This is a genomic window from Pseudomonas sp. 8209 (genome assembly GCF_028682105.1).
Taxonomy (GTDB): Bacteria; Pseudomonadota; Gammaproteobacteria; order Pseudomonadales; family Pseudomonadaceae; genus Aquipseudomonas; species Aquipseudomonas palmensis.
In genome coordinates this window covers 694,710-718,094 of sequence record NZ_JANIAH010000001.1, presented here as the reverse complement: position 1 = coordinate 718,094, position 23,385 = coordinate 694,710, and the positions used below count along the sequence as shown (strand labels likewise).

The following is a 23,385-nucleotide window of genomic DNA, read 5'->3' as shown; positions in this document are numbered from 1 at the left end:
CTCCGGGAAGGTGCGGTGGCACTGACAAGTGTAGATGCAGGTGGCCACACCCCTCATCCAATTCGGTGTACCTTTGCATCCCCCAACGCCCAGAGCACACCCATGATCGACTGGCTCAGCAACCACCCACACCACAGCGATACCCTGGCCCGCTGGCTGCACGAGCAGTTCGCCTACGAGTACGCCGATGTACCGCTGGCCCAATGGCAACAGGAGTTCGCCCATGGCCAGGCTGACGGCAGCCTGTACAGCCTGCTGGCGCTGGATGACGGCAACCTGCTGGGCAGCGCTTCACTGGCCCGCGACGACCTGCCCCTGCGGCCCGACCTGAGCCCGTGGCTGGCCTGCGTGTTCGTCAGCCCGCAAGCCCGCGGCCAAGGCCTGGCCGAAACGCTGATCGAGGGCATCTGCACCAAGGCCAGGGCCCTGGGGCACACGCACCTCTACCTGCACACCCACGACCGCGCCGAGTACTACCACAAGCGGGGGTGGCAGTACCTCGAGCAGTTCCAGGCCTGGGGCAAATCACACTGGCTGATGCAGTACCCGCTCTAGCCCGGGAACAGAAACGGGTTCACGCCGCTGCGATCGAACCCCTGGCGTTCCACCTCGGCATCCAGCGCGATCGAGGCCAGGTCATCGGCCACCAGCTCAAGGTCGCGCTCGTGCTCGGGGTAGAACACCTTCAGGTAGCTGTGGCAGTCGTCGCAGCTCTCGGCCTTGATCGCGGTTTCATGGGTATCCAGCGACCAGTAGTCCAGGCTGCCGGTCTCTTCGCAGTTGCTGCACTTGAGCCGCACCATGTGCCAGCGGCTCTCGCACAACCCGCAGTGCAGGTAGCGCAGCCCGGCCTGGGCACCGGTCATGATCACGCTGGCCACCGGCGCCCCGGTGCACACCGGGCAATGCTGGCGCTGCTCGCCCACGCCGGCATTGCCGATGGCGGGCAGGTGCGCCGCCAGCTGGGTGAAGTACAGCGACAGGGCGGCCCACAGAAACAGCGCCTGACCGCTGTCGATCTCGCTGAAGCGGCCTGCCAGCAACGCATCGGCCGCCACGTCCAGGGCGGCCTCGCCCTGCGCGCACAGGCCCTGCAGGGTGGCGTGTTCGATGTGCTCGCCAAGCCCGCGCAACAGTTGCTGCCAGTAGGCATCGCGCGGCAGGCTGGCCCAGGCCAGCGGCGCCTTGCCGGCGGCTACCCGCCCGGCCAGGCTGCTCACCAGCGTTGCCGGCAGCGGCAGGCGTTCGAGCAGTTGCTGCTGGGCATCGGCCACCTGTGCCACGAACCGCAGGTAGTCGGCCATCGGGTGCCCCTCGGCCAGCTGACGCAGGCGGGTGGCGCGCTGGCGGTAGCGCTCGCCCAGGGTCGGCAGCAGCACGGCAGGTATTTCGCCAACGCCGGCGCTACGCTGCTCGGCAGGGGTCATCTGGATGCTGTTCATTGCTGCTTGCCACTCCCGCTCTGCTTGTTGCTGATCTGCCGGTACCAGCGGTCATGGTGGGTCTTGGCCCAGCTGCGGCTCACATACCCGGTGACCATGCCGCGAATCGAACCCTTGACCCAGAACGCCAGGTACGCATGGCCGATGATCAGCAGGATCAGGCAGATGCCGGCAATGGCGTGTACCAGCAGGCCGATGCGAATCGACGGGATGCTGAACCACGGCGCGAAGTACGGCCGCCAGATCACCACGCCACTGACCAGCAGCACGCTGATCAGGCCCATGATTCCCCAGAACAGGATCTTCTGCCCGGCGTTGTACTTGCCGATCTGCAGCGCCGGCTCGTGCTCGCCGGCCAGCACCTGGCGCACGTTCCTGAACCACGCAAGGTCTTCACGTTCGGGCAGGTTGTACTTGACGAAGCGCACGAACAGGAACGCCAGCAGCAGGAACACCACCACCCCGAAGAACGGGTGCAGGATGCGCGCCAGCTGCGGGGTGCCGAACACGGCGTTGAGCCCGTTGAGCGACGGGAAGAACCACGACAGCCCCGACAGGGCCACGGCAAGGAAGCACAGCACCATTACCCAGTGGCTGGCACGCTCGATGAAGCGGGTGCGCAGGATCAGTTTGTCCTTGTTCATGCGTGGGTGTCCTCCTCGTGTTTCTCGTCGGCTTCCTCGACCTCGTTGACCTCGTTCGGCCCCACGCCTACGTAGTGGAACAGGGTGCCGGCCAGGGTAGCGAAGAAGGCCACGGCCGCCACCGGCTTGAGCCAGCCCTTCCAGCCATGGATGGCGCTGCTGATGCGCGGGTCGGTGGGCAGCTTGTGGTACAGGTGCGGCTTGTCGGCGTGCTGCAGCACGTACACCACGTGGGTGCCGCCCACGCCCTGCGGGTCGTAGATGCCGGCGCCGGCAAAGCCGCGGCCCTGCAACTCGGTCACGCGCTCGCTGGCCTGGTGCAGCATGTCCTGCTTGCTGCCGAAGTTGATCGCACCGGTGGGGCAGGTCTTGACGCAGGCCGGCTCCTGGCCGACCGACACGCGGTCCACGCACAGGGTGCACTTGTAGGCCTTGTTGTCCTTCTTGCTGATGCGCGGCACATCGAACGGGCAGCCGGCGATGCAGTAGCCGCAGCCGATGCAGTGGTCGGACTGGAAGTCGACGATGCCGTTGGCGTACTGGATGATCGCCCCCGGTTGCGGGCAGGCCTTCAGGCAGCCCGGGTCGGCGCAGTGCATGCAGCCGTCCTTGCGGATCAGCCATTCGAGCTTGCCGCTTTCATCTTCGACTTCATCGAAGCGCATCAGCGTCCAGGTTTCGGCCGACAGGTCGGCCGGGTTGTCGTACACGCCGACGTTGTGGCCGACCTCGTCGCGCAGGTCGTTCCACTCGTTGCAGGCCACCTGGCAGGCCTTGCAGCCGATGCAGATGCTCACGTCGATCAGCTTGGCCACTTCGGCCTGGTGGTCGCGCGCACGCGGCGCCGGGGTCAGCACGTTGGTGGCCGAGCGCTTGATGATGTCTTGGGATTGCATGGACATGAAGTTCGCTCCCTCAGGCCTTTTCGATGTTCACGAGAAACGCCTTGTATTCCGGCGTGTGGGTATTGGAATCGCCCACCCCCGGGGTCAGGGTATTGGCCAGAAAGCCCTTGCGCGTGGTGCCTTCATAGCCCCAGTGGCAGGGGATGCCGATGGTATCGACGTCCTGCCCGTCGATGGCCAGGCGGCGGATGCGCTTGGTCACCACAGCCTTGGCCTTGATGTAGCCACGCTGGGTGCTGACGCGCACCAGGTCGCCCTGCACGATGCCCTTGTCGGCGGCCAGCTTCTCGCCGATCTCGATGAACTGCTCGGGCTGCACGATGGCGTTGAGCCGCGCATGCTTGGTCCAGTGGCGGAACAGCTCGGTGATCGAGTAGGTGGTGGCCACATACGGGAACTGCTCGCGGCTGCCCATGCGCTTGCGATCGCTTTCGTACACCCGCGCGGTGGGGCTGTAGGTCACGTTCGGGTGCAGCGGGTTGTTCGCCAGCGGGCTTTCGGTGGGCTCGTAGTGTTCGGGGAACGGCCCGTCGTTCATCGCGCCCACCGAGAACAGCCGGCCCAGGCCCTCGGGCAGCATGATGAACGGGTTGGTGTTGCTGCCCGGTGCAGCGGTGACGGCGAAGTCCGGCACGTCCACGCCGCTCCAGCGCGCCCCGTCCCAGCCGATCAGCTTGCGCTTGGGGTCCCACGGCTTGCCCTGGGGGTCGGCCGAGGCGCGGTTGTAGAGAATGCGCCGGTTCTGCGGCCACGCCCAGGCCCAGCCCGGGGTGCAGCCCAGGCCGCTGTCGGCGTTGTCGCGCCGTGCCATCTGGTTGCCCTTTTCGGTCCAGGAGCCGGCGAAGATCCAGTTGAAGCTGGCAGTGGTGCCGTCGTCGCGCAGCTGCGAGAAGTCGTCGAGCAACTGGCCCTTGCGCAGAATCAGGTTGCCCTGTTCGTCGTGCAGGTCGGCCAGGGCGCGGCCGTTGGATTCCTTGGCCACTTCCTCGGGCTTGGGGTCGAACGGGTCGGCGTAGTCCCAGGCCATGTTGAGGATCGGCGCGGGGTTGGCACCGCCTTCCTTCTCGTACAGCTCGCGGATCTTCAGGAACAGGTGGCCGAGGATCTTGCCGTCGTGCCAGGCCTCGCCCGGCGGCGCAGCGCCGGCCCAGTGCCATTGCAGCCAGCGCCCGGAGTTGACGATCGAGCCGTCTTCCTCGGCAAAGCACGAGGAGGGCAGGCGGAACACTTCGGTCTGGATCGCCGCGGTGTCCACGTCGTGCTCCTCGCCGTGGTTCTGCCAGAAGCTCGAGGTCTCGGTGGCCAGCGGGTCGATGATCACCAGGAACTTGAGTTTCTCCAGCGCGGCCTGGGCCTTGTTCTTGTCCGGGAACGCCGCCACCGGGTTGAAGCCCTGGGCGATGTAGCCGTTGACCTTGCCCTCGTACATGCGGTTGCTGTAGTTGAGCACGTCGTAGCTGTCGTCCCACTTGGGCAGCCAGTCGAAGCCCCAGTCGTTGTCCTTGGTGGCCTTGTCGCCCCACAGGCTCTTCATCAGGCTGACGAAGAACTTGGGGGTGTGCTTGTAGTAGTTGACCTGGTCGGGCAGCACCGCGCTGGGCGTGGTCTGCTTGAGGTAGGTGGCCAGGTCGGTCTGCGCATCCGATGGCAGGTTCATGTAGCCGGGCAGGCGCAGCGAGAGCAGGCCCAGGTCGGTGTAGCCCTGGATGTTGGAGTGGCCGCGCAGGGCGTTGACCCCGCCACCGGCCATGCCGATGTTGCCCAGCAGCAGCTGGATCATGCCCGAGCCTCGGATCATCTGCGCGCCGTTGGTGTGGTGGGTCCAGCCCAGGGCGTAGAGGAAGGTGGCGGTCTTGTCCGGGGCACTGGTGGTGCCGAGGATCTCGCAGATCTGCAGGAAGTCGGCCTTGGGCGTGCCGCAGACGTTGGTGACCATGTCCGGGGTGTAGCGGCTGACGTGGGCCTTGAGCAGGTTCCACACGCAGCGCGGGTGGCTCAGGGTCATGTCGCGCCTGGCGAAGCCGTCGGCGTCCAGCTCGTAGGTCCAGGAGCTGCGGTCGTAGCTGCGCTTGGCCGGGTCGTAGCCGCTGAACAGGCCGTCGTCGAAGCTGTAGTCCTCGCGCACGATCAGGCTGGCGTTGGTGTAGGCGCGCACGTAGTCGTGCTGGATCTTGTCGTGGGTGATCAGGTAGTTGACCACGCCCATCAGGAAGGTCACGTCGGAGCCGGCGCGAATCGGCGAGTAGATGTCGGCCACGGCGGCGCTGCGGTTGAAGCGCGGGTCCACCACGATGACCTTGGCGCCATTGCGGATCTTGGCCTCGATCACCCACTTGAAGCCCACCGGGTGCGCCTCGGCGGGGTTGCCGCCCATGATCAGCACCACGTTGGCGTTCTTGATGTCGACCCAGTTGTTGGTCATGGCGCCGCGCCCGAAGGTCGGCGCCAGGGCCGAGACGGTAGGGGCGTGGCACACACGGGCCTGGCTGTCGGTGCCCAGGATGCCCAGGGCGCGGGTGAAGCGCTGGTCCAGCGAGCCGGTTTCGCTGCTGGCGGCCGAGCTGCACAGCATGCCGGTGCTCAGCCAGCGGTTGACCGTGGTGCCCTTGTCGTTCTTCTCGATGAAGTTGGCGTCACGGTCGTCCTTCATCAGGCGTGCGATGCGCTCGATGGCGTGATCCCAGCTGATGCGCTGCCATTTGTCCGAGCCAGGGGCGCGGTATTCGGGGTAGAGCAGGCGTTGTTCGCTGTGGATGTAGTCCACCAGGCCCGCGCCCTTGGGGCACAGCGAGCCGCGGCTGACCGGGTGATCGGGGTCGCCTTCGATGTGGAAGATACGCGCCTTGGCGTTCTTGGCGCCGTCGCCCAGGCTGTACATCAGCACGCCGCAACCCACCGAGCAGTAGGTGCAGTTGTTGCGGGTTTCCTTGGCGCGCAGCAGCTTGTACTGGCGTGATTGGGTGGCCTGGGCCATGCCCGGGGCGAAGCCCAGGCTGGCCGCAGTGGCGGTGGCAGCGCCGACGGTGCACAGCTTGAAGAACTGTCTTCTGCCCAGTCCCATGGTTATCTCCTTGTACAAACGAGCTCCAGAATCGGCCGCGCACGCGCAGGCCCGCCGAGATCAGCGTCAGGATCGGTAAGTGGTATGCAGGCTAGTCACAGAGGGTGCGCGCCAAGACCCTTTCTATCGTGGGTGAATTGCGCGCATTCGGGGGCAGTTTATGCCCTTACTTAATTTGTGACTAATCGACCTTGTCGATGAACCTATAGAGGGATTCGATTGTTTGGCACTCAGCGCGAGAGGTCGGCGGGGATCATCGCGGTATCGATCACGATATCCACGGGCGCGGTGACGATAAACGCCAGCGGGCACACGATCAGCGGCCAGCAGAACTGCGCCGAGGTGGCGCTGAACAGGAACGAGAAGTTGTTGCGCACGCCCCGGTACATGCCTGGGGATGCACATTCGGCGCAGTACCCACCGCGCATCATGGTGCCGCAGCTGGTGAGGGCGAGGGTGGAGACGATGAGGGCGAGCGAGAGGATTCGGATGGTGCTGTTCCTTGGCACAGGGGGAGGGTCCGTTTTTCTGCGCGGCATTCTCTCACCGGGGGCCGGGGCAATGCTACAGTCGCTCCTTTTTCAATCAGCAGGCCAGGCCTCTTCGCTGGCAAGGCCAGCTTCTGCAGGGCCAGCGAAGAGCCCGGTACTGCCGACACACAACCAACGGGAGAGACAACCATGCGCGCAGCAATGCTATTGGGTACGGCACTGGTGCTGGCCGGATGCGCCTCGTCGACGATGAACCAGGCTCGCCAGGGCGCACCGCACAAGACCTTCACCTCGGCCAAGGCCGAGCCGCTGGTGGCCGAGTGCATCCAGTTCGGTTGGCAGGACGAAGCCGTCTTCGGCGTGGATGCCAGCGGCTACCTCGACGCCGGCCCCAACGGCGGGGCCACGGTGTCGACACGCGATGCCGAATACTTCGCCGATGTGCGCGCCGAAGCCGGCGGCACGGTGGTCAAGTTCTACACCCTCAAGGACGATGCATTGGCCCAGCGGCGCATGGCGGCGTTGGCCACCTGCCTCTAGCCACGCCCCTCGAAACGCCCGGTGATGCGCTCGCGCCAGCTCAGCGGGCGCGCAACGTGTTCATGCGCGCCGATCTCAACCAGGGTGAAGGCGCAGCGCACGATATCGCTCACTTCCTGATCGGCCAACCGTGCGCAGGCTTCGCGGTGCGCCTGTGCCTGATCGCGACCTGCCAGGCTGTGCACCTCGAAGCCAAGGTTGCGTTTGGTGATATGCCAGTGGTGAAACACAGCGACAAAGCGGCTCATGTGCGCCCCGCAGTCAGATCAGGGATGGGGTCATGCATGCAGCTTGCCCGTGATGCGCTCCAGCCAGCTCAGGCGCCGGGGCGCCTGGGCAGTGCTGGCAATCTCGATCACGGTGAAGTCGCAGGTCTGATCGTCCTGGTAGCCCTGTTCATTGCGTATGTCGCCCGCTTCAAGGTGCGCATCGGCATGATTGTCGCTGTGTAGCGCGTGCACCTTGAAGCCCCTGTCCACGGCATGCCGGCTTCGCAAGTGAAACACCCCCACGAAGCGGCTCATGCCTGCGAAGCCCCGCGCTGTGCTTCAAGCGCCTCGATACGTGCCTGCAGGCGTTCGCGTTCCTGGCGTTCGGCGCCGATGTCCTCGAACACGCTGATCAGATGCTGCGGCTGGCCGTCCTGGCGGCGCTGCAGGGCGGTACGTGCACGTACCCAGATGTAGTGGCCCTGCTTGTGGCGCACGCGCTTTTCCACTTCGTAGCGCTCGATCTCGCCGGCCAGCAGGCGCTGCAGCAACTGCAGGTTGGCGGCCAGGTCGTCGGGGTGGGTCAGTTGCTGGAAGGTCATGCCGTACAGCGTTTCGGCGCTGTAGCCCAGCAGCTCGCAGAAGCTGCCGTTGACCCGCTGCCAGGTGCCGTCCGGGTCGATGTAGGCCAGCGCGCCCCAGGCCAGTTCGAAGATGGCGCGAAAACGTTCCTCGCTGTTGCGCAGTTGCTCTTCGGCGACCTTGCGCTCGGTGTTGTCCATGCTGATGCCGACCATCTTCACCGCGCGCCCGGCGCTGTCGCGCACCACCGTGGCGCGGGAGGCGATCCAGCGCATCTCGCCGTCGGGGCGATAGATGCGAAAGTCGCACTCGCAGCCTTCGCCTTCGAGCAGGGTCTTGCTGTACAGCGCCTGCAGCATCTCGACGTCTTCGGGGGGCAGGTGCACCCAGAAGTCTTCGTTGCGGATCACCTGCCAGCCGTACACGGCCTCGACGTTGGGCGAGTAGGTGAGTTCGTCGCTGATCAGGTTCCATTCCCAGGTCACGATGCGGGCGCCTTCCTGGGCCAGCTTCATGCGGGTTTCGCTCTCCATGATCTCGGCGGTGTAGCGCCGGCGCAGGTCGGTCATCGGCAGCTCCACCACCTGGGTCTGCTGCACGTCCTGCAGGGCTTCTTCGCCGTAGCGCAGCCAGATCCAGTTGACCTTGAGAAAGTCGGCCAGCTTGCGCAGGTTGGCATAGTCGATCTCGCCGCCGCGGGTCCATTTGTGCACGGCGGTGCGCGAGATCCCCAGGGCCGTGCCTACCGCCTGCAGCGTCAGCTTGTGGTGTTCGAGCAGTTCCTTGAGGCGAAAGGCGAAGCTGTTTTCGGTCATGCGCTGGGGTGTCCTTGGCGAGGGCATGGCCGGCCAGTATACATAAGCTGTCAACCTCAGGTTGACGGGGGTATGCGCGTCGCATCGCGGGCCTGACCCGCGATGCATTCAGCGCCGCTCACCAGCGCACACGCACCCCCAGGTTGCCGATCAACCCGTTCAAGTCGTTGTCGTCCACGTCGCTGCTGTAATCGGCACTGACAAACAGCGCCACCTTGGGCGTCACCCGTGCCACCAGGCCCAGGCCCACCTCCACGGTGGTGGCGTTGCGTCCGCTGCTGATCTTGTCGACCTTGTCCAGGCTCACCGTGTCGGCGTTCGAGAAGTCGTACCACACGTTGGTGCGCACATAGGGTTCGATGGGCATGCCGCGCACCTCGTAGCGGGCCGACAGCTTCGCCCCCACCCGACCGGTCCAGCTCGGCTGGCTGTCATAGGCCTGCAGGGTCTGGGCCTGGGCGTCGTTGCCGGGGTAGTACTGCTGGTTGATCAACTGCGCCTGGGGCTCGATCACCCAGTGCTTGCCCAGGCCGATGGGGAAGCCGCCCTCCACCGAGAAGGTCAGCGCGTGGCCGTTGCCATCGAGACGTTCGCCGTCGCTGCCGCGCCCGCTGGCGTCGAAACGGGTGCCCATGGCCACCGCATCCACATGCCAGCCCTGGTCATGCTGCAGGCTCCAGTACATGCCCAGGCTTTGCCCTTCCAGGCGCACGGCGTTCTGCTTGTCGCCCAGCTGTGGCCGGCGATTGTCCAGGCCGCCCTGCAGGTTGCTGTGGCCCATGAAGATCCCGGCGCGGTGGGTGTTGCCGCCGGCGGTTTCCCGCACGAACAGGTCGGGGGCGATCTGCAGGTTCTGGTTGGGGGCATCCAGGCGTTGCGGGGCGGTCCTGACCGGGGTGGGAAAGAACTGCGCCCACTGGCTGGCAATGCCTTCGTCGCCGAACACCGCCGTGCGCTCTGCCAGGCGTTCGGAAAACGCCCCCAGCGTACCCAGGCTCAGCCCCGACACGCTGGCCGGGACCAGCGACGGCAGCGCCAGGCCGTGTGCCGGGTTGAACATCGGGTCGTCGTCTTCCAGCCCCGCCGCCAGGCTTTCCAGCGGGGTTGCCAGCAGCAGCGACGTCGACAGTGCGTAGAAAACATACTCGAGCCCCGAAGGGCAGGGTGCGCTTTTCATGGCCGATCTCCTCTGTGTGTTACAGCCAAAGGTCTGGCCTGATGTCACGGGCTGTAAGGCAGGAACAGAGAGCGACCCAAACCAGCAAACCTGCCCCATGGCGCGCGCAAAGCCGCGTGCCAGAGGCCCGGAATGAAGTTGAACACGGTGGTTCTAGGTGTAGCTAAGGAGAGTCACAGGCAGGCGTCAAGATAGTGTGATTATTTTGTGATGGCTGTGTTGGAGGGGGTAAGCGGTTGAAAAATAGCGGTTACTGAATGGGCATAGCCGCGTTGCGAATGACAACGCGGCTGGCTATTTCGAATGATTGCTAAAGCGTCAGGCGTCCTCGTCCCGTTGCAGCTCCAACAGCAGCAACGAGCGTCCGGTGACGTTGAACACGCTGCCGAATTCCAGGCGCTGGGCCTTGCGCAGCTGCGGCCGGTCGGTGTCGATCAGGCAGTTCCAGTACTCGCCCTCGGGCACGTCGGGCAGGGTGAAGTCCACGCCGTCGTGGTGCGCGTTGACGATCAGCAGCAAGGTGGCGTCTGCCCCCGGGCGCAGGATGCCGCTGACCTGCGCGCGCCCGTCCATGAGCATGCCCAGGCAGCGCCCTTGCGGGTCTTCCCACTGTTCCACGCTCATCTCGCTGGCGTCCGGCGCGAGCCAGGTCACGTCCTTGACCCCGATCGCCTCGTTGTAGTCGCCCACCAGGAAGCGGCTGCGGCGCAGGATCGGGTAGGCCAGGCGCAGCTTGGTCAGACGCTTGACGAACTTGAGCAGGGCGCTGCCTTGCTCGTCCAGGTCCCAGTTGATCCAGCCGATCTCGCTGTCCTGGCAGTAGGCGTTGTTGTTGCCGTGCTGGGTGCGGCTGAACTCGTCGCCGGCCACGATCATCGGCGTGCCCTGGGCCAGCAGCAGGGTGGCGAAGAAGTTGCGCATCTGGCGCTGGCGCAGGCTGTTGATCTCGGGGTCGTCGGTGGGCCCCTCGACCCCGTGGTTCCAGGAGATGTTGTTGTTGCTGCCGTCCTGGTTGTTCTCGTCGTTGTCCTCGTTGTGCTTGTCGTTGTACGACACCAGGTCGCGCAGGGTGAAGCCGTCGTGGGCGGTGATGAAGTTGACCGAGGCATAGGGGCGCCGGCCGCGGCGGTTGAACAACTCGCCGGAGGCGGTCATGCGCGCGGCAAAGTCGGCCAGCTGGCCTTCGTCGCCTTTCCAGAAGGCGCGCACGGTGTCGCGAAAGCGGTCGTTCCATTCGGCCCAGCCCGGCGCGAAGTTGCCCACCTGGTAGCCACCGGGGCCGCAGTCCCAGGGTTCGGCAATCAGCTTGACCTGGCTCAGCAGCGGGTCCTGGCGACAGGCCACCAGAAAGCTGTGCCGCTCGTCGAAGCCTTCGTGGTAGCGGCCCAGGATGGTCGCCAGGTCGAAGCGAAAGCCATCAACGTGCATCTCGCCTGCCCAGTAGCGCAGCGAGTCGGTGACCAGTTGCAGTACGCAGGGGTGGCTCAGGTCCAGGGTGTTGCCGGTGCCCGAGTCGTTGATGTAGTAGCGCTTGTCGTCGGGCATCAGGCGGTAGTACGAGGCGTTGTCGATACCGCGCATCGACAGCGTGGGGCCCTGCTCGTTGCCTTCGGCGGTGTGGTTGTAGACCACGTCCAGAATCACCTCCAGGCCGGCGTCGTGCAGGTGCGCGACCATCTCCTTGAACTCGGCGATCTTGCCGTTGGCCAGGTAGCGCGGGTGGGGCGCGAAGAAGGCGATGCTGTTGTAGCCCCAGTAGTTGTTCAGGCCCTTTTGCAGCAGGTGCTGGTCGTTGACGAAGGCGTGGATCGGCAGCAGCTCGATGGAGCTGACGCCCAGGCCCTTGATGTGCCCCAGCAGCTCGTCGTTCATCAGCCCGGCGAAGGTACCGCGCGCCGCTTCCGGCACCGCCGGGTGACGCATGCTGATGCCGCGCACGTGCGCTTCGTAGAACACGGTACGGTCCCACGGCACGCCCACGCGCTGGTCGCGGCCCCAGGTGTAGGCCGGGTCGATGACCTTGCACTTGGGCACGAACGGCGCACTGTCGCGCTCGTCGAAACTGAGGTCGCCATCGGGGTGGCCGATGGTGTAGCCGAACAACGCCTCGGACCAGCGCAGCTCGCCGACCAGCTGCTTGGCATACGGGTCGATCAGCAGCTTGTTGGGGTTGAAACGGTGCCCGTTCTGCGGCTCGTAGGGGCCGTACACGCGATAGCCGTAGATCTGCCCCGGGTGCGCGTCGGGCAGGTAGCCGTGGTAGATCTCGTCGGTGTACTCGGGCAGTTCGATGCGCTCGAGCTCATGTTCGCCGCTGGCGTCGAACAGGCACAGTTCGACCTTGGTGGCGTTGGCCGAAAACAGTGCGAAGTTCACACCCAGGCCGTCCCAGGTGGCGCCCAGGGGGAAGGGCAGGCCCTCGCGGATGCGCGAAGGTTCAATGGCGTCGGGCTGGGTGTTGTGTTTGGACTTGGGCTGGGTCATGGCAATCCTTGTAGCGATCCTTGGGGGGCGAAAGGCGACGCACTGGGCGCCGGGGCAGCGTTGCGCTGCCCCGGGGCGGTAGTGACGCAAGGTACGGCGGCGTCAGGGCGTGGCGGGCTTCTTCGCGGTACGCGGCTTCTTTGCCGGGTCGGGCTTGGCCGCAGGGGCCGGTGGCTTGGCCTTGGACGCGGCGGCGCCGGGCTTTGGCTTGGCGCCAGGGGCTACCGGCGGTGCGCCTGGCGGGGTGGTACGGGGCTTGCGCGGGGCGGCCTTGGGCGCAATGGCCTCGGCTTCGGCCAACTTGCGCGCCATCTCCCAGTGGCGCTCCTCCTGGCCTTCGGGTTTACCTTCCGACTCCCAGATCTGGTAGGCGAATTCGCGGATACGTTTTTCCTCAGCACTCATCTCGACGCTCCTGATGACTCAGTCTGTTCTATGAAGAGATTGACGGGGAAGGCTTTGAGCGCAGTGCTCAGCCACAGCTCGTTAGAGGGTGTGACTGCGCCCTGGGCGAAAAGTCCCGTGCAATTGGCAGCGCACAAGGCGAACGGTAAAAGCACACGGGTATCGTCCCAGTTCTGTGCCGGGATCAAGGGTTGCGTGGCGTTGCCCAGCAGGCCCGAGGCCAGCCGCGGCACCACCACCACCGCGCGTTGCGCCTCGCCGATACGGGCAAAGGCGAGCACCCGCTCGGCGTGTTTGCCGCGTACCTCCAGGGGTTGGTAGCGGCCGTGGCGAAACAGCTCTGGGTAGGCCCGGCGCTGCTCCAGCACCTGGGCGATCAGGGCCTGCTTGACCCGCCCGTCCTGCCAGTGCCCGAGCAGTTCGGCGGGGGGCAGGCTGTCGTCCAGGGCCTGGCGGCGCGCGGCGTAGTCCACCGCGCGGCGGTTGTCCGGGTCGACCAGGCTCAGGTCCCAGAATTCGTTGCCCTGGTACAGGTCGGGCACCCCCGGCACGGTCATGCGCAGCAGGCTCTGCACCAGGCTGTTGAGCGCGCCCGGGCAGGCCAGGGCCTGCGCCGCCTCGGCCACCGACTGGCGCAGCTGCTGACATTGCGGCTCCAGCAGCAGGGCGTCGATGAAGCGTGCGCAGGCCTGCTCGTAGGCCTCGTTGGGGGCGCTCCAGCTGCTGCGCAGCTTGGCCTCGCGCAGGGCTTTGCGCTGCCATTGGCGCAGGCGTTCGGCGTAGCCGCGCAAGGCCTGGGTGTCATCGCAGCGCAGCGTCATCGGCCAACTGCTGAGCAGGGTCTGGTACAGCAGCAGTTCATCGCCGGCACTCGGTGCCACGCCATCGGCCAGTTGTGTGCGCAGGGGCGAGGCCAGTTCACGCCACAGCTCCACGCGCTGGCAGAACCAGTGGCTGCGTTCGCTGATCACCGCCAGGCGTGCGCGGCAATCTTCGCCACGCTTGTGGTCATGGGTGGCGGTGGCCAGCAGGTTGTCGGGGAAGTGCGCCAGGCGTTGCTGGCAACTGGCATGGAAGGCCTCGGCCGGCGCGCTGAAGCGCTCGGCGTCGAAGCCCACGTCGTTGCGCGACAACAGCACCGCCGAGCGATAGAAGGCGGTGTCTTCGACGGCCTTGGCAGCGGTGGGCGAGGTCAGCTGCTGGAAGCGCACGCAGGCGTGGCGCAACTGCTTGCGCGCCCGCCCCGGGCCCAGCTCGCGCCAGGGCTGGCCGCCCAGCCAGCGCTGCAGGTGGTCCAGCAGCGGCCAGTCGGCTTCGCCCAGGCTCGAACGCGCATCGGCCAGGGCCTGCTGGAAGAACCCCTCGTCCATCGCCGGGCGCCCGCAGGCATTGATGTAGGTGCGGTATACCGGGTAGTGCTCCACCAGCGCCTGCAACGCGCGGCGGATGGCGCCCAGGGTCAGGTCGCGGCTCATGATGTCGTTGCGCGCCACCTGCAGCAGGGCCTGGGCCACCGATTCGAAGTCGCCGGCCAGGCTGGCATTGAGCACCAGCTGGCGGGCCAGGCGCAGTTCCTCGACGAACGCCGGGCGCTCGCTCAGGTCGTGCCACAGCGCGGTCAGTTCGGCTTCGCCCTGCGGGTCATGCTGCAGCAGCGAGACCTGGTTCATGAATTCGTAGCCGGTGCTGCCGTCCACCCGCCAGTCGTCGTGCAGGCGCTCGCCGGGGCCGAGGATCTTCTCCACGTAGATCGGAAAGTGCTCGAGCGCAGCGCTCAGCGGCCGGCGTGAGAGCAGGCCGTCGACGCGTCGGCGCAGCTTGCGGCAGTAACCGCGCGGGTCGGCCAGGCCATCGATGTGGTCGATGCGCAGGCCGTCGACCAGGCCGCGCTCGATCAGCTCGAACACCTTGGCATGGGTGGCCTCGAACACCGCCGGGCGCTCCACGCGCAGGCCGCCCAGCTCGTTGACGTCGAAAAAGCGCCGCCAGTTGATGTCGTCACCGGCGGTGCGCCAGCTGGCCAGGCGGTAGTGCTGCTGTTCGAGCAGTTGATGCAGGTGCTCGAAACCGCTGGGGGTGCGCCCGTCGAAGGCGGCCAGCACCTGTTCGATGGCCTGGCCGATGCGCGGCTCGCGGGCCAGTTCGGCCAGGGCCTGGTGCACCGCCTCGACGTTGGCCGGGGCGTGGCGCTGGCCCTCGAAGGCGGCAAAGCGTGCCCCCAGCTCGCTCAGCTCGGGGTGGCCGCTGACGCACAGGATGCGCGCATAGTCCGGCGGGCTGATCGGGAAGCGGTGTTCGTGGTGCTCGATGTGAAAGCGCCCGTGGCGGGCGTCGAAACGCAGCGGGATTTCCCCGGCCTGCAGCACTGCGCCATAGTCGCTGGCCAGGAACGGCAACAGCAACTGGCCTTTGAGCAACGGGTCGGGCGAATGCCACTGGATGTCGAAGAACTCGGCGTAGGGGCTGCGCCGGCCCCAGGCCAGCAGGTCCTGCCACCAGGGGTTGTGTGCGCCGCCCACGGCCATGTGGTTGGACACGATGTCCAGGATCAGGCCCATGCCGTGCTGGCGTAGCGCGGCCACCAGGCGTTCCAGCGCCGCCTCGCCGCCCAGTTCGGGGCTCACCCGGGTCGGGTCGACCACGTCGTAGCCGTGGCGCGAACCGGGCCGCGCCTGCAACAGGGGCGAGGCGTACAGGTGGCTGATGCCCAGCCGGGCGAAGTAGGGCACCAGCGGCACCGCATCGTCGAGGCTGAAGTCGGCATGAAATTGCAGGCGCAGTGTGGCGGTGAGGCTGTTCATCGGTCACGCTCGAAGGCTTGTTCACGGGCCTGGGCCAGCAGCTCGAGGCGTCGCGCCGCATCGCTGTCGTCCAGCAGCTGTGCGGCGGGCAACGCGAAGCGGCGGCGCCAGTTGGGGTGGGTGTCGACGGTGCCGGGCAGGTTGGGTTGTTCGTCCACGCCCAGCAGGTCTTCCAGCGGTACCAGCACCAGCGGCGCGCGGGTATGCCCGAGCAGGCGCAGGCTGGCGTCGATCAGGGTGTCGGCTTCGCTGCTGGTGTCGCCGTAGCTGCTGTGCAGCAGGCGACGCAGGCCCTGGATTTCATGCTGGCGGCTGTCGCGCCAGTCGCGCTCGGTGATCGCGTCGATCGCCCCCAGGCGTTGGCCCCAGTCGATGTCGCGGGCCTGCAGCCAGCCTGCCAGCGGGGGCAGGTCGTGGGTGCTGGTGGTGGCCAGGGCATTGTCGGGCCAGTCGAGGATGGGGGTGAACTGCCCGGGCGGGTCCTGCTCGAACAGCAGCACACGCATGCCCAGGATCGCGCGGGTCGCGAGCTTTTCGCGCAGGCCTTCGGGCACCGTGCCCAGGTCTTCGCCGAGCACGATGGCCTTGTGGCGCACCGACTCCAGGGCCAGCAGGCGCAGCAGGTCGTCCAGTGGGTAGTGCAGGTAGGCGCCTTCGCTGGGGGCGGCGCCCTGGGGGATCAGCCACAGGCGCTGCAGGCCCATCACATGGTCGATGCGCAGGCCCCCGGCGTGGGCGAAGTTGGCCCGCAGCATCTCGATGAAGGCGCGGTAGCCGTTGCGGCGCAGGCCCTCGGGGGAGAACGCGCAGATGCCCCAGCTTTGCCCTGATCGGTTGAGGATGTCGGGCGGGGCGCCGACGTGCAGCTCGGCCAGCAGCTCGTCCTGGCGGCTCCAGGCCTGGCTGCCGGTACCGTCGGCCCCCACTGCCAGGTCGGCGATCAGGCCCACCGCCATGCCGCTGCCGCGCGCCGCTTCCTGGGCACGCTCCAGGCTGCGCGCGATCAGCCACTGGCAGAAGGCATAGAAGCCGATCTGCTCGACGTGGTCGGCGGCAAACGCGGCAATCTCGGCGCTGCGCGGGTCGAGCCAGGCGGCCGGCCACTGGCGCCAGTCCTGGCTTTCGCCGCGTTCGGCGGCGGCATCGAGCAGCGCTTCGAAGCGGCAGTGGTCTTCCAGCGCCTGGCCGCCGGCGCGGCGAAAGCTGTCGAAGTCGGCGCGCTGCGGTTGCTCGCCCTTGATAAAGCCCTGGTACAGCGCCTGCAATATCTGCTGGCGTGCCCCGGCCGCCCGTGGCCAGTCGATCAACGGCAGGCCTTCGAGCTGTTCGAGCTGGGCCTCAAGGCCCAGGGCCTGGACCGTGATGCGCACCGTGCGCTCGTCGATCACCGCCTGGGGGCTGGCATACAGGCTGTTCAGAAACAGCCGGCTGGACGGCGAATAGGGGCTGTAGCTGGGGTGGTTGCGGGTGAACATGGCGTGCACCGGGCTGATGGCCAGGGCCGTGGCGCCACGCTCGGCGGCGCTGCGTGCCAGGCCCTCCAGTGCCAGGCAGTCGCCCAGCCCGCCGTCGCCCGGGCGGCGCAGGCTGTACAGCTGGGCACTCAGGCCCCAGCACCGTGGGTGCGGGGTGCCCAGCGCATCGGCCAGGCTGTAGCACTGCGCCGGGGCCACGGCCAGGGTGAAGGTGGTGGCGTCGATATGCAGCTGGTGATACCCCAGTGGCAGCCCTGGCGGCAGCAGGGCCTGGGCATCCAGCTGCAGCTGCTGGCGGGTGCCGTCCTCGTGCTGCACCTCGCAGCGGCTGTTGGCCGCGAAGTAGCGCGACAGGTCCAGCGGCTGGTGCTGGTCGACCGTCAGCAGTGGCGGCAGGTGACGGGAATCGTGGGCTTTTTCCAGGGCCTTGAGGCTGTTGGCGATGGCGATGTCGTCGGCGGCCGGGTGGCCAAGGGCGGCCAGGATGCGCCGCAGGACCGGTTCGCTGACACGCTGGGCGCGCCCGTTGGCGTCGATCCAGTCCACCGCCAGGCCAGCGCGTTCGGCCAGTTGCAGCAAGGGTAGGTCAGGCATGCACAGGCTCCGTGGGGCAGAAAGGGGTCAGGCTCACCACGCAGCTCAACGGCGGCAGGCAGGGTGGGCCCGGGGGCAGTTCGCAACTTTCGAACAGGTGCCGCTCGCGGGCCGGCAGGTCCAGGGCCAGTGGCTGCTGGCCGAGGTTGAGGTCGATGCGCAGCTCGCTGCCATCGCCCAGTTGCCAGCGGGCGCTCACGCCCTGGCCGTCGACCACCTGGGCGCCCAGGGCGCGGGTGCCCGGCAGGCGCGGGATGATGTGCTGGTGGCGCAGGTACAGCAGGCGACGGTACAGCGCCACCCATTGCTCGCTGTCCTCGCCCCATTGCGGTTGCGAGTCGAGGAAGGTCTGGGCGGCGTTCGGGTCGGGGATGCGCGCCCGTTGCTCGGGGTCGGCGAAGGCCTTGAACCCCTTGAACTCGGCGCGTCGGCCTTCGCGCACGGCGGTGGCAAGGTCGTCGTGGTGATCGGTGAAGAACAGGAAGGGCTGGCGGCACCCCCAGTCATCGCCCATGAACAGCAGCGGGATCATCGGTGCCAGCAACAGCAGCCCGGTGGCGGCGCGCAGGGCCTGGGGCGGGCACAGGCGCTCGAGCCGCTCGCCCAGCGCGCGGTTGCCGATCTGGTCATGGTTCTGCAGAAACAGCACGAAGGCACTGGGCGGCAGGTGGCCGCTGGCTTCGCCACGCGGCTCGCCGTTGCGGTCCGGCTGGCCCTGGAACACGAACCCCTGGCTCAGGCAACGCGCCAGCTTGTTCAGCGGCGCCTCGCGGTAATCGACGTAGTAGCCTTCCTGCTCGCCGGTCAGCAGCACGTGCAGGGCGTTGTGGCCATCGTCGTTCCACTGGGCGTCGTAGCCCTCCTGAAGCAGGTGCGCCTGGTTGCGCTCGTTCTCGAGGGTGAGCCACACCTGCCGGCCCGGTGCGGTGCTGGCGCGCACGCGGCGGGCCAGTTCATGCAGAAAGTCAGGGTCGTCGATGGCGTGCACCGCATCCAGGCGCAGGCCGTCGAAGCGGTAGTCGTGCAGCCACATCAGGGCGTTCTCGATGAAGAAGTCGCGCACCTGGCGGCGACGAAAATCGATGGCCGCGCCCCAGGGCGTATGCCGGTCTTCGCGAAAGAAGCCCTGGGCATAACGGTGCAGGTAATTGCCGTCGGGGCCGAAGTGGTTGTACACCACATCCAGCAGCACCATCAGCCCCAGCGCGTGGGCCTGGTCGATCAGCGCCTTGAGTTGCTGCGCGGTGCCATAGCTCGCTTGCGGGGCGAACGGCAGCACGCCGTCATAGCCCCAGTTGCGCTGGCCGGGAAACTGCCCGATGGGCATCAGCTCGATGGCGGTCACGCCCAGCGCGGCCAGGCGCGGCAGGTGCCTGGCCACGCCGGCGTAACCGCCCAGCAGGCCCACGTGCACTTCATAGATGACTGCCTCGTGCCACGGGCGGCCCTGCCAGTCGGGGTGTTGCCAGGCATATTCGGTGCCCAGCACCTGGCTGGGGCCGTGCACGCCGTCGGGCTGGGCACGGCTGGCCGGGTCGGCGACCGACAGGTCGCCGTCGATACGGTAGCGATAGCGCGTACCGGCCGGGCAGGGCAGGCGCAGCACGAACCAGCCGTCGTCACTGCGCTGCATGGGTTGCGGGGCGGCGTTTTCACATTCCACCTCCACCTGCCGGGCATCGGGCGCCCAGAGGGCGAAGCGGGTGGTGTGGCTGTCCAGCATCACGGCCCCGTGGGTCGCGTGTTCCTGTGACCTGAAGGGCATACGGCAGTTCTCCTCAGCCTGCGTTGAGCGTGGCGCGCGTCACCAGTTCCTCGTACAGGTGGGCATAGGGTTCCACGGCCTGACACCAGTTGAATGGCTGGGTCATGGCCAGGCAGCGCATGGCATTGAGCAGGTGTTTCTTGCCGTATACGTAGAAGGCCCGCGAGAGTGCTTCGCGGTAGCTCTCCACGCTCGATTCGTCGAACAGAAAGCCGGTGACGCCATTCTCGATGGTGTCGGCCAGGCCGCCGGTGTTGCGCGCCACCGGCAGCGAGCCGAAGCGCTGCGCGTACATCTGGCTCAGGCCGCAGGGCTCGTAGCGCGAGGGCATCAGCAGAAAGTCGCTGCCGGCGAACATGCGCCGTGCGTCGGTCTCGTTGAAGCCGATGCGCACCCCCACGCGGCCCGGGAAGCGGCTGGCCAGCTCGCGCATGGCTTGTTCTTCCTCCGGTTCACCGCGGCCGATGATGGCGATCTGGCCGCCCTGTTCGACGATGTACTCGGCCACCCCCAGGGTCAGGTCCAGGCCCTTCTGGTACACCAGGCGCGAGACCACGGCGAACAGCGGGCCGGTGGAGGGCTCCAGCTCGAACAGCTCGCGCACCTGGCTGCTGTTGGCCGCCTTGCCTTCCCAGTCGTTGATGCTGAAGCGGTGGGTCAGGTGGGTGTCGGTGGCCGAATCCCAGCTTTCGTCGATGCCGTTGGGGATGCCGCTGAGCAGGCCCTGCTGCGCCTTGCTGCCAAGAAAACCGTCGAGCCCGCAGCCGAAGGCCGGGGTGGTGATTTCCCGGGCATAGGTGGCGCTGACCGTGGTGATGTGGCTGGAGTAGGCCAGGCCGGCCTTGAGAAACGACAGCTTTCCGTAGAACTCCATGCCTTCCTGTTGCAGGGCGTGTTCGGGAATCGCCAGTTCCGGGCAGCAGCCGCGGCTGACCACACCCTGGTAGGCCAGGTTGTGGATGGTGAACAGGGTGGGGGTGTTCAGGCCGCGCCAGTGCATGTAGGCCGGGGCCAGGCCGGCAGGCCAGTCGTGGGCGTGCACCAGATCGGGCTTCCAGTGCACCATGCCCTCGCCCGCGGCGATTTCAGCGGCGGCCAGGCCCAGGCGGGCGAAGCGGATATGGTTGTCGGGCCAGTCACGGCCATTGTTGGCGCCGTAGGGGGTGCCTTCGCGCTGGTACAGCTCGGGGCAGATCAGTACATAGATGACCAGGCCGTCGGCCAGGTCCATGCGCCCGATCTTGCACGGGGGCAGTGCGGCATGGCCGCCCAGCTCGCCCACCAGGTGGATCGGGTTGTCGCTTTCGAGTACCTGCGGGTAGCCGGGGATCAGCACGCGTACATCGTGCAGGTGGCGCATGGCGCGGGGCAGGGCGGCGGAGACGTCGCCCAGGCCGCCGGTCTTGACCAGGTCGGCGATTTCCGAGGTCACGAACAGCACCTTGCGCTTGTTCGGGTTGCGCCGGGTATCGAGGGCAGGGGCCTTGGCTGTCGTGACGATCTGGGCAGCACGCACCTGCGCGCTGGTATCCGGGTTGAAATGCTCTGCATGAGGTTCGACAGCGGCGCTGATCATACTTGTCTCCGTCCCTTGTTCTGCGGGCGTATCCCACCCGCTGCATGTCTGTACTGTTGTTCTCGCTATGTCATGTGATGCGGTGAAACGCCCCGGACACACGTGCAAGCGCTACGCCAGCCGGCGCTCCTGCCGATGGCGTGCTGACGAGTGGGGGGTGGGCTGCGCCTGGGTAACCAGAGTCGTTGGCCTACTTAGTTGCTGACCTACCGGGTTTGCAGAAGTTTCGACTATTTTCGATCGAGTTTTCCGGACGGTATCAGGTCGATTGAACAGTGTAGGAGAGGGGCGGGATAAATGTGACCCGTTGGTCATGTTTTGTGAATTGGCCGGCACAGGGGTGCACCGACAGCGAGCGTGCACCGCTCGAAGGTGACCCCCGATGGTGCGCGTGCCAGCCTGGCTGGCGAAACCGGCGCGGTGGGTGGCTTCAGCCGCTCATCTGCGCAATCAGTTGCCACAGGCGCTCATCGTCGAAGTTCTTCACCACCAGCTGCGCACCGGCCTCCAGCAGCAGCTGTGGCGCCTGGCTGGTCGACAGGCCCACGGTAAGGATCCCCGCGCGGCTCGCTGCCGTCACGCCCGGCACCGAATCCTCGAACGCCAGCGCATGGTCTGCCCTGGCCCCCAGGCGCTCCAGGCCGGTGAGGTAGGGCAGGGGATCGGGCTTGGCCCGTGCCAGTTCCTCGGCCACCAGCACATGCTCGAAGCGCTCGGCCAGGCCCATGGCTACCAGCATGTGCTGCGCATTGGCCCGTGGCGCATTGGTGACCACGGCCATGCCGATGCCACGGCGCTCGGCATGCGCCAGCAGGCGTTCGAGGCCGGCAGTGGGCTGCAAGGTCGGCGACAGCGCACGAAAGCGCGCCTCCTTGCGGTCGGCGAATGCCTCATGCTCGGCCACCGGGCGCCCGGGGAACAGGTAGCGGCACATGTCGGCGTTGGCCCGGCCACTGACGTGGGCGTCGAACTCGGCCTCGCTCAGTTCGCGGCCCTGCTCACGCAGCAACTGCTGCAGTGCCTGCAAATGCAGGGTATCGGTGTCGGTCAGGGTGCCATCGAGGTCGAACAGCAGGGCTTCAAGCATGGGGCGCGGTTTCCATTGCACGGCGGGCCATCATAACCATTTTGCCGTGGCGATCAGCGGGGCTGGTCAGATAAACCCGAAAAGAGTACAAATGTGCTCCATGAACAGACTATCGCCCAAACGTGCCGCCATCCTGACCTTCATCCGCGACCGCATCGCGCAGCAAGGGCAGCCCCCGAGCCTGGCCGACATCGCCCAGGCCTTCGGTTTTGCCTCGCGCAGCGTGGCGCGCAAGCACATCCAGGCGCTGTGCGAGGCCGGCTTGATCGAGGTCACCCCCAACCAGGCGCGCAGCATCCGCCTGGCCGGTGCGCTGCGCCGCCCCGAGGTGCTGGAGATCCCGGTACTGGGCCAGGTGGCCGCCGGCCGCCCGATCGGGCCCGACGTGGACATCCACGAACAGCTGATGCTCGATGCGCACCTGTTCAGCCGTACCCCCACCTACCTGCTGAAGGTGCGCGGCGACTCGATGATCGACGACGGTATCTTCGACGGCGACCTGGTGGGCATTCACCAGCAGCCCGATGCCCGCGACGGGCAGATCGTGGTGGCCCGGCTCGATGGGGAGGTCACCATCAAGCGCTTCCAGCGCGCAGGCGCGCACTACCGCCTGCTGCCGCGCAACCCGGCCTATGCACCGATAGACGTGGGGCCCGAACGCGACTTCGTGATCGAAGGGGTGTTCTGCGGCCTGTTGAGGCGCGACTGATGGGCGCGGTGGTCAGCCTCGACGGGCTGCTCGACGAGCGTCGGGTCTGGAAGGGGCGCCCGCTGGCCCAGCCCCGGGGCCTGCAACCCACCGGGCATGCCGCGCTGGACGCGGTGCTGCCCGGCGGCGGCTGGCCACCGGGTGCGCTCAGCGAACTGCTGCTGGCTGCCGAGGGCGCCGGCGAGCTGCACCTGCTCTGGCCGAGCCTGGCGCGCCTGACTGCCAGCGGCGAACGGGTGGTGCTGGTGGCGCCGCCGTTCATTCCGTACCCGCCCGCCTGGCTGGCAGCCGGTGTCGACCTGCGCTGGCTGTCGCTGATCCAGGCCTCCCGCGTCGAGGCCCTGTGGGCCGCCGAGCAGTGCCTGCGCTCGGGCAGTTGCGGCGCGGTGCTGTGCTGGCCGCAGCAGGTCGACGACCGCGCCCTGCGCCGCCTGCAGGTGGCTGCCGAAACCGGCCAGACCCTGGCCTTTGCCTGCCGCCCGCAGCAGGCGGCACTCAACCCGTCGCCGGCCGCGCTGCGCATTGCCGTCGACCTGCACCCGGCGCAGTGGCGGGTGCTCAAGTGCCGTGGCGGGCTGGCCCCGGCCACCCCGATCGCCATGGCCGGGCGAGGGTGATGGGCG

At 67.1% G+C, this 23,385-nt stretch carries 20 protein-coding genes; 4 read left to right on the top strand and 16 right to left on the bottom strand.

The features are described from left to right. Positions 1–102: 102 nt before the first annotated feature. Positions 103–555, top strand: a complete 453-nt coding sequence (locus tag NP552_RS03165) for a GNAT family N-acetyltransferase (RefSeq protein WP_100633888.1) — start codon at positions 103–105, stop codon at positions 553–555. On the opposite strand, the gene fdhE is transcribed toward NP552_RS03165, so the two are convergent. The 5 genes from fdhE to NP552_RS03140 all read right to left on the bottom strand — a co-directional run bounded on the left by fdhE (position 552) and on the right by NP552_RS03140 (position 6,561). Beyond that, positions 552–1,442 carry a formate dehydrogenase accessory protein FdhE gene (fdhE, locus tag NP552_RS03160; RefSeq protein ID WP_043862961.1) on the bottom strand — a complete coding sequence of 297 codons (891 nt, stop codon included), beginning with the start codon at positions 1,440–1,442 and terminating at the stop codon, positions 552–554. The genes NP552_RS03165 and fdhE overlap by 4 nt on opposite strands. Beyond that, a complete protein-coding gene (locus NP552_RS03155) occupies positions 1,439–2,086 on the bottom strand; it encodes a formate dehydrogenase subunit gamma (protein ID WP_043862960.1) in 648 nt (215 codons plus the stop codon). The genes fdhE and NP552_RS03155 overlap by 4 nt, the downstream gene beginning before the upstream one ends. Next, complete coding sequence (gene fdxH, locus NP552_RS03150) at positions 2,083–2,982, bottom strand: formate dehydrogenase subunit beta (RefSeq protein ID WP_274096439.1); 900 nt, start codon at positions 2,980–2,982, stop codon at positions 2,083–2,085. The genes NP552_RS03155 and fdxH overlap by 4 nt, the downstream gene beginning before the upstream one ends. A 19-nt stretch (positions 2,983–3,001) precedes the next feature. Then, positions 3,002–6,052: a formate dehydrogenase-N subunit alpha gene (fdnG, locus tag NP552_RS03145; RefSeq protein WP_236176887.1), complete on the bottom strand. Its 3,051-nt coding sequence runs from the start codon at positions 6,050–6,052 to the stop codon at positions 3,002–3,004. Positions 6,053–6,282: 230 nt separating this feature from the next. Next, positions 6,283–6,561 carry a YceK/YidQ family lipoprotein gene (locus tag NP552_RS03140; protein ID WP_116054465.1) on the bottom strand — a complete coding sequence of 93 codons (279 nt, stop codon included), beginning with the start codon at positions 6,559–6,561 and terminating at the stop codon, positions 6,283–6,285. A gap of 171 nt (positions 6,562–6,732) precedes the next feature. Between NP552_RS03140 and NP552_RS03135 the strand changes: the two genes are divergently transcribed. Beyond that, positions 6,733–7,083, top strand: coding sequence for a hypothetical protein (locus NP552_RS03135; RefSeq protein ID WP_100633894.1), 351 nt, complete (start codon positions 6,733–6,735; stop codon positions 7,081–7,083). Here NP552_RS03135 and NP552_RS03130 read toward each other — a convergent pair. The 11 genes from NP552_RS03130 to NP552_RS03080 form a co-directional block, all read right to left on the bottom strand. Beyond that, a complete protein-coding gene (locus NP552_RS03130; RefSeq protein WP_043862957.1) occupies positions 7,080–7,331 on the bottom strand; it encodes a hypothetical protein in 252 nt (83 codons plus the stop codon). The two genes, NP552_RS03135 and NP552_RS03130, sit on opposite strands and share 4 nt — an antisense overlap. Positions 7,332–7,361: 30 nt before the next feature. Further along, a complete protein-coding gene (locus NP552_RS03125) occupies positions 7,362–7,544 on the bottom strand; it encodes a hypothetical protein (protein WP_147303881.1) in 183 nt (60 codons plus the stop codon). Positions 7,545–7,603: 59 nt separating this feature from the next. After that, positions 7,604–8,689 (bottom strand): helix-turn-helix domain-containing protein, encoded by a 1,086-nt coding sequence (locus NP552_RS03120; protein ID WP_043862955.1) that lies wholly within the window; start codon positions 8,687–8,689, stop codon positions 7,604–7,606. 118 nt (positions 8,690–8,807) lie between these two features. Next, positions 8,808–9,866: an autotransporter outer membrane beta-barrel domain-containing protein gene (locus NP552_RS03115; protein ID WP_043862954.1), complete on the bottom strand. Its 1,059-nt coding sequence runs from the start codon at positions 9,864–9,866 to the stop codon at positions 8,808–8,810. A gap of 318 nt (positions 9,867–10,184) precedes the next feature. After that, a complete protein-coding gene (gene glgX, locus NP552_RS03110) occupies positions 10,185–12,350 on the bottom strand; it encodes a glycogen debranching protein GlgX (RefSeq protein WP_043862953.1) in 2,166 nt (721 codons plus the stop codon). Positions 12,351–12,452: 102 nt separating this feature from the next. After that, entirely contained in the window at positions 12,453–12,755 is a 303-nt protein-coding gene (locus NP552_RS03105; RefSeq protein ID WP_043862952.1) for a DUF2934 domain-containing protein, read from the bottom strand. After that, complete coding sequence (locus NP552_RS03100) at positions 12,752–15,556, bottom strand: malto-oligosyltrehalose synthase (RefSeq protein ID WP_274096416.1); 2,805 nt, start codon at positions 15,554–15,556, stop codon at positions 12,752–12,754. The genes NP552_RS03105 and NP552_RS03100 overlap by 4 nt, the downstream gene beginning before the upstream one ends. Beyond that, a complete protein-coding gene (gene malQ / locus NP552_RS03095; protein ID WP_274096415.1) occupies positions 15,553–17,625 on the bottom strand; it encodes a 4-alpha-glucanotransferase in 2,073 nt (690 codons plus the stop codon). Before malQ ends, NP552_RS03100 begins: the two co-directional genes overlap by 4 nt. Continuing rightward, positions 17,618–19,390 (bottom strand): malto-oligosyltrehalose trehalohydrolase, encoded by a 1,773-nt coding sequence (gene treZ, locus NP552_RS03090; RefSeq protein WP_274096414.1) that lies wholly within the window; start codon positions 19,388–19,390, stop codon positions 17,618–17,620. The genes malQ and treZ overlap by 8 nt, the downstream gene beginning before the upstream one ends. Positions 19,391–19,403: 13 nt before the next feature. Further along, positions 19,404–20,966: a glycogen synthase GlgA gene (glgA, locus tag NP552_RS03085; RefSeq protein ID WP_058541106.1), complete on the bottom strand. Its 1,563-nt coding sequence runs from the start codon at positions 20,964–20,966 to the stop codon at positions 19,404–19,406. Positions 20,967–21,396: 430 nt separating this feature from the next. Continuing rightward, complete coding sequence (locus NP552_RS03080) at positions 21,397–22,053, bottom strand: HAD family hydrolase (RefSeq protein ID WP_210014753.1); 657 nt, start codon at positions 22,051–22,053, stop codon at positions 21,397–21,399. A gap of 100 nt (positions 22,054–22,153) precedes the next feature. On the opposite strand from NP552_RS03080, the gene lexA reads away from it, so the two are divergent. Both lexA and imuA read left to right on the top strand, forming a co-directional pair. Further along, the gene (lexA, locus tag NP552_RS03075; RefSeq protein WP_123752707.1) at positions 22,154–22,762 is read left to right on the top strand and encodes a transcriptional repressor LexA; all 609 of its coding nucleotides are present in this window, start codon (positions 22,154–22,156) and stop codon (positions 22,760–22,762) included. After that, a complete protein-coding gene (imuA, locus tag NP552_RS03070; RefSeq protein ID WP_043862945.1) occupies positions 22,762–23,379 on the top strand; it encodes a translesion DNA synthesis-associated protein ImuA in 618 nt (205 codons plus the stop codon). The genes lexA and imuA overlap by 1 nt, the downstream gene beginning before the upstream one ends. The last annotated feature ends 6 nt before the right edge of the window (positions 23,380–23,385 follow it).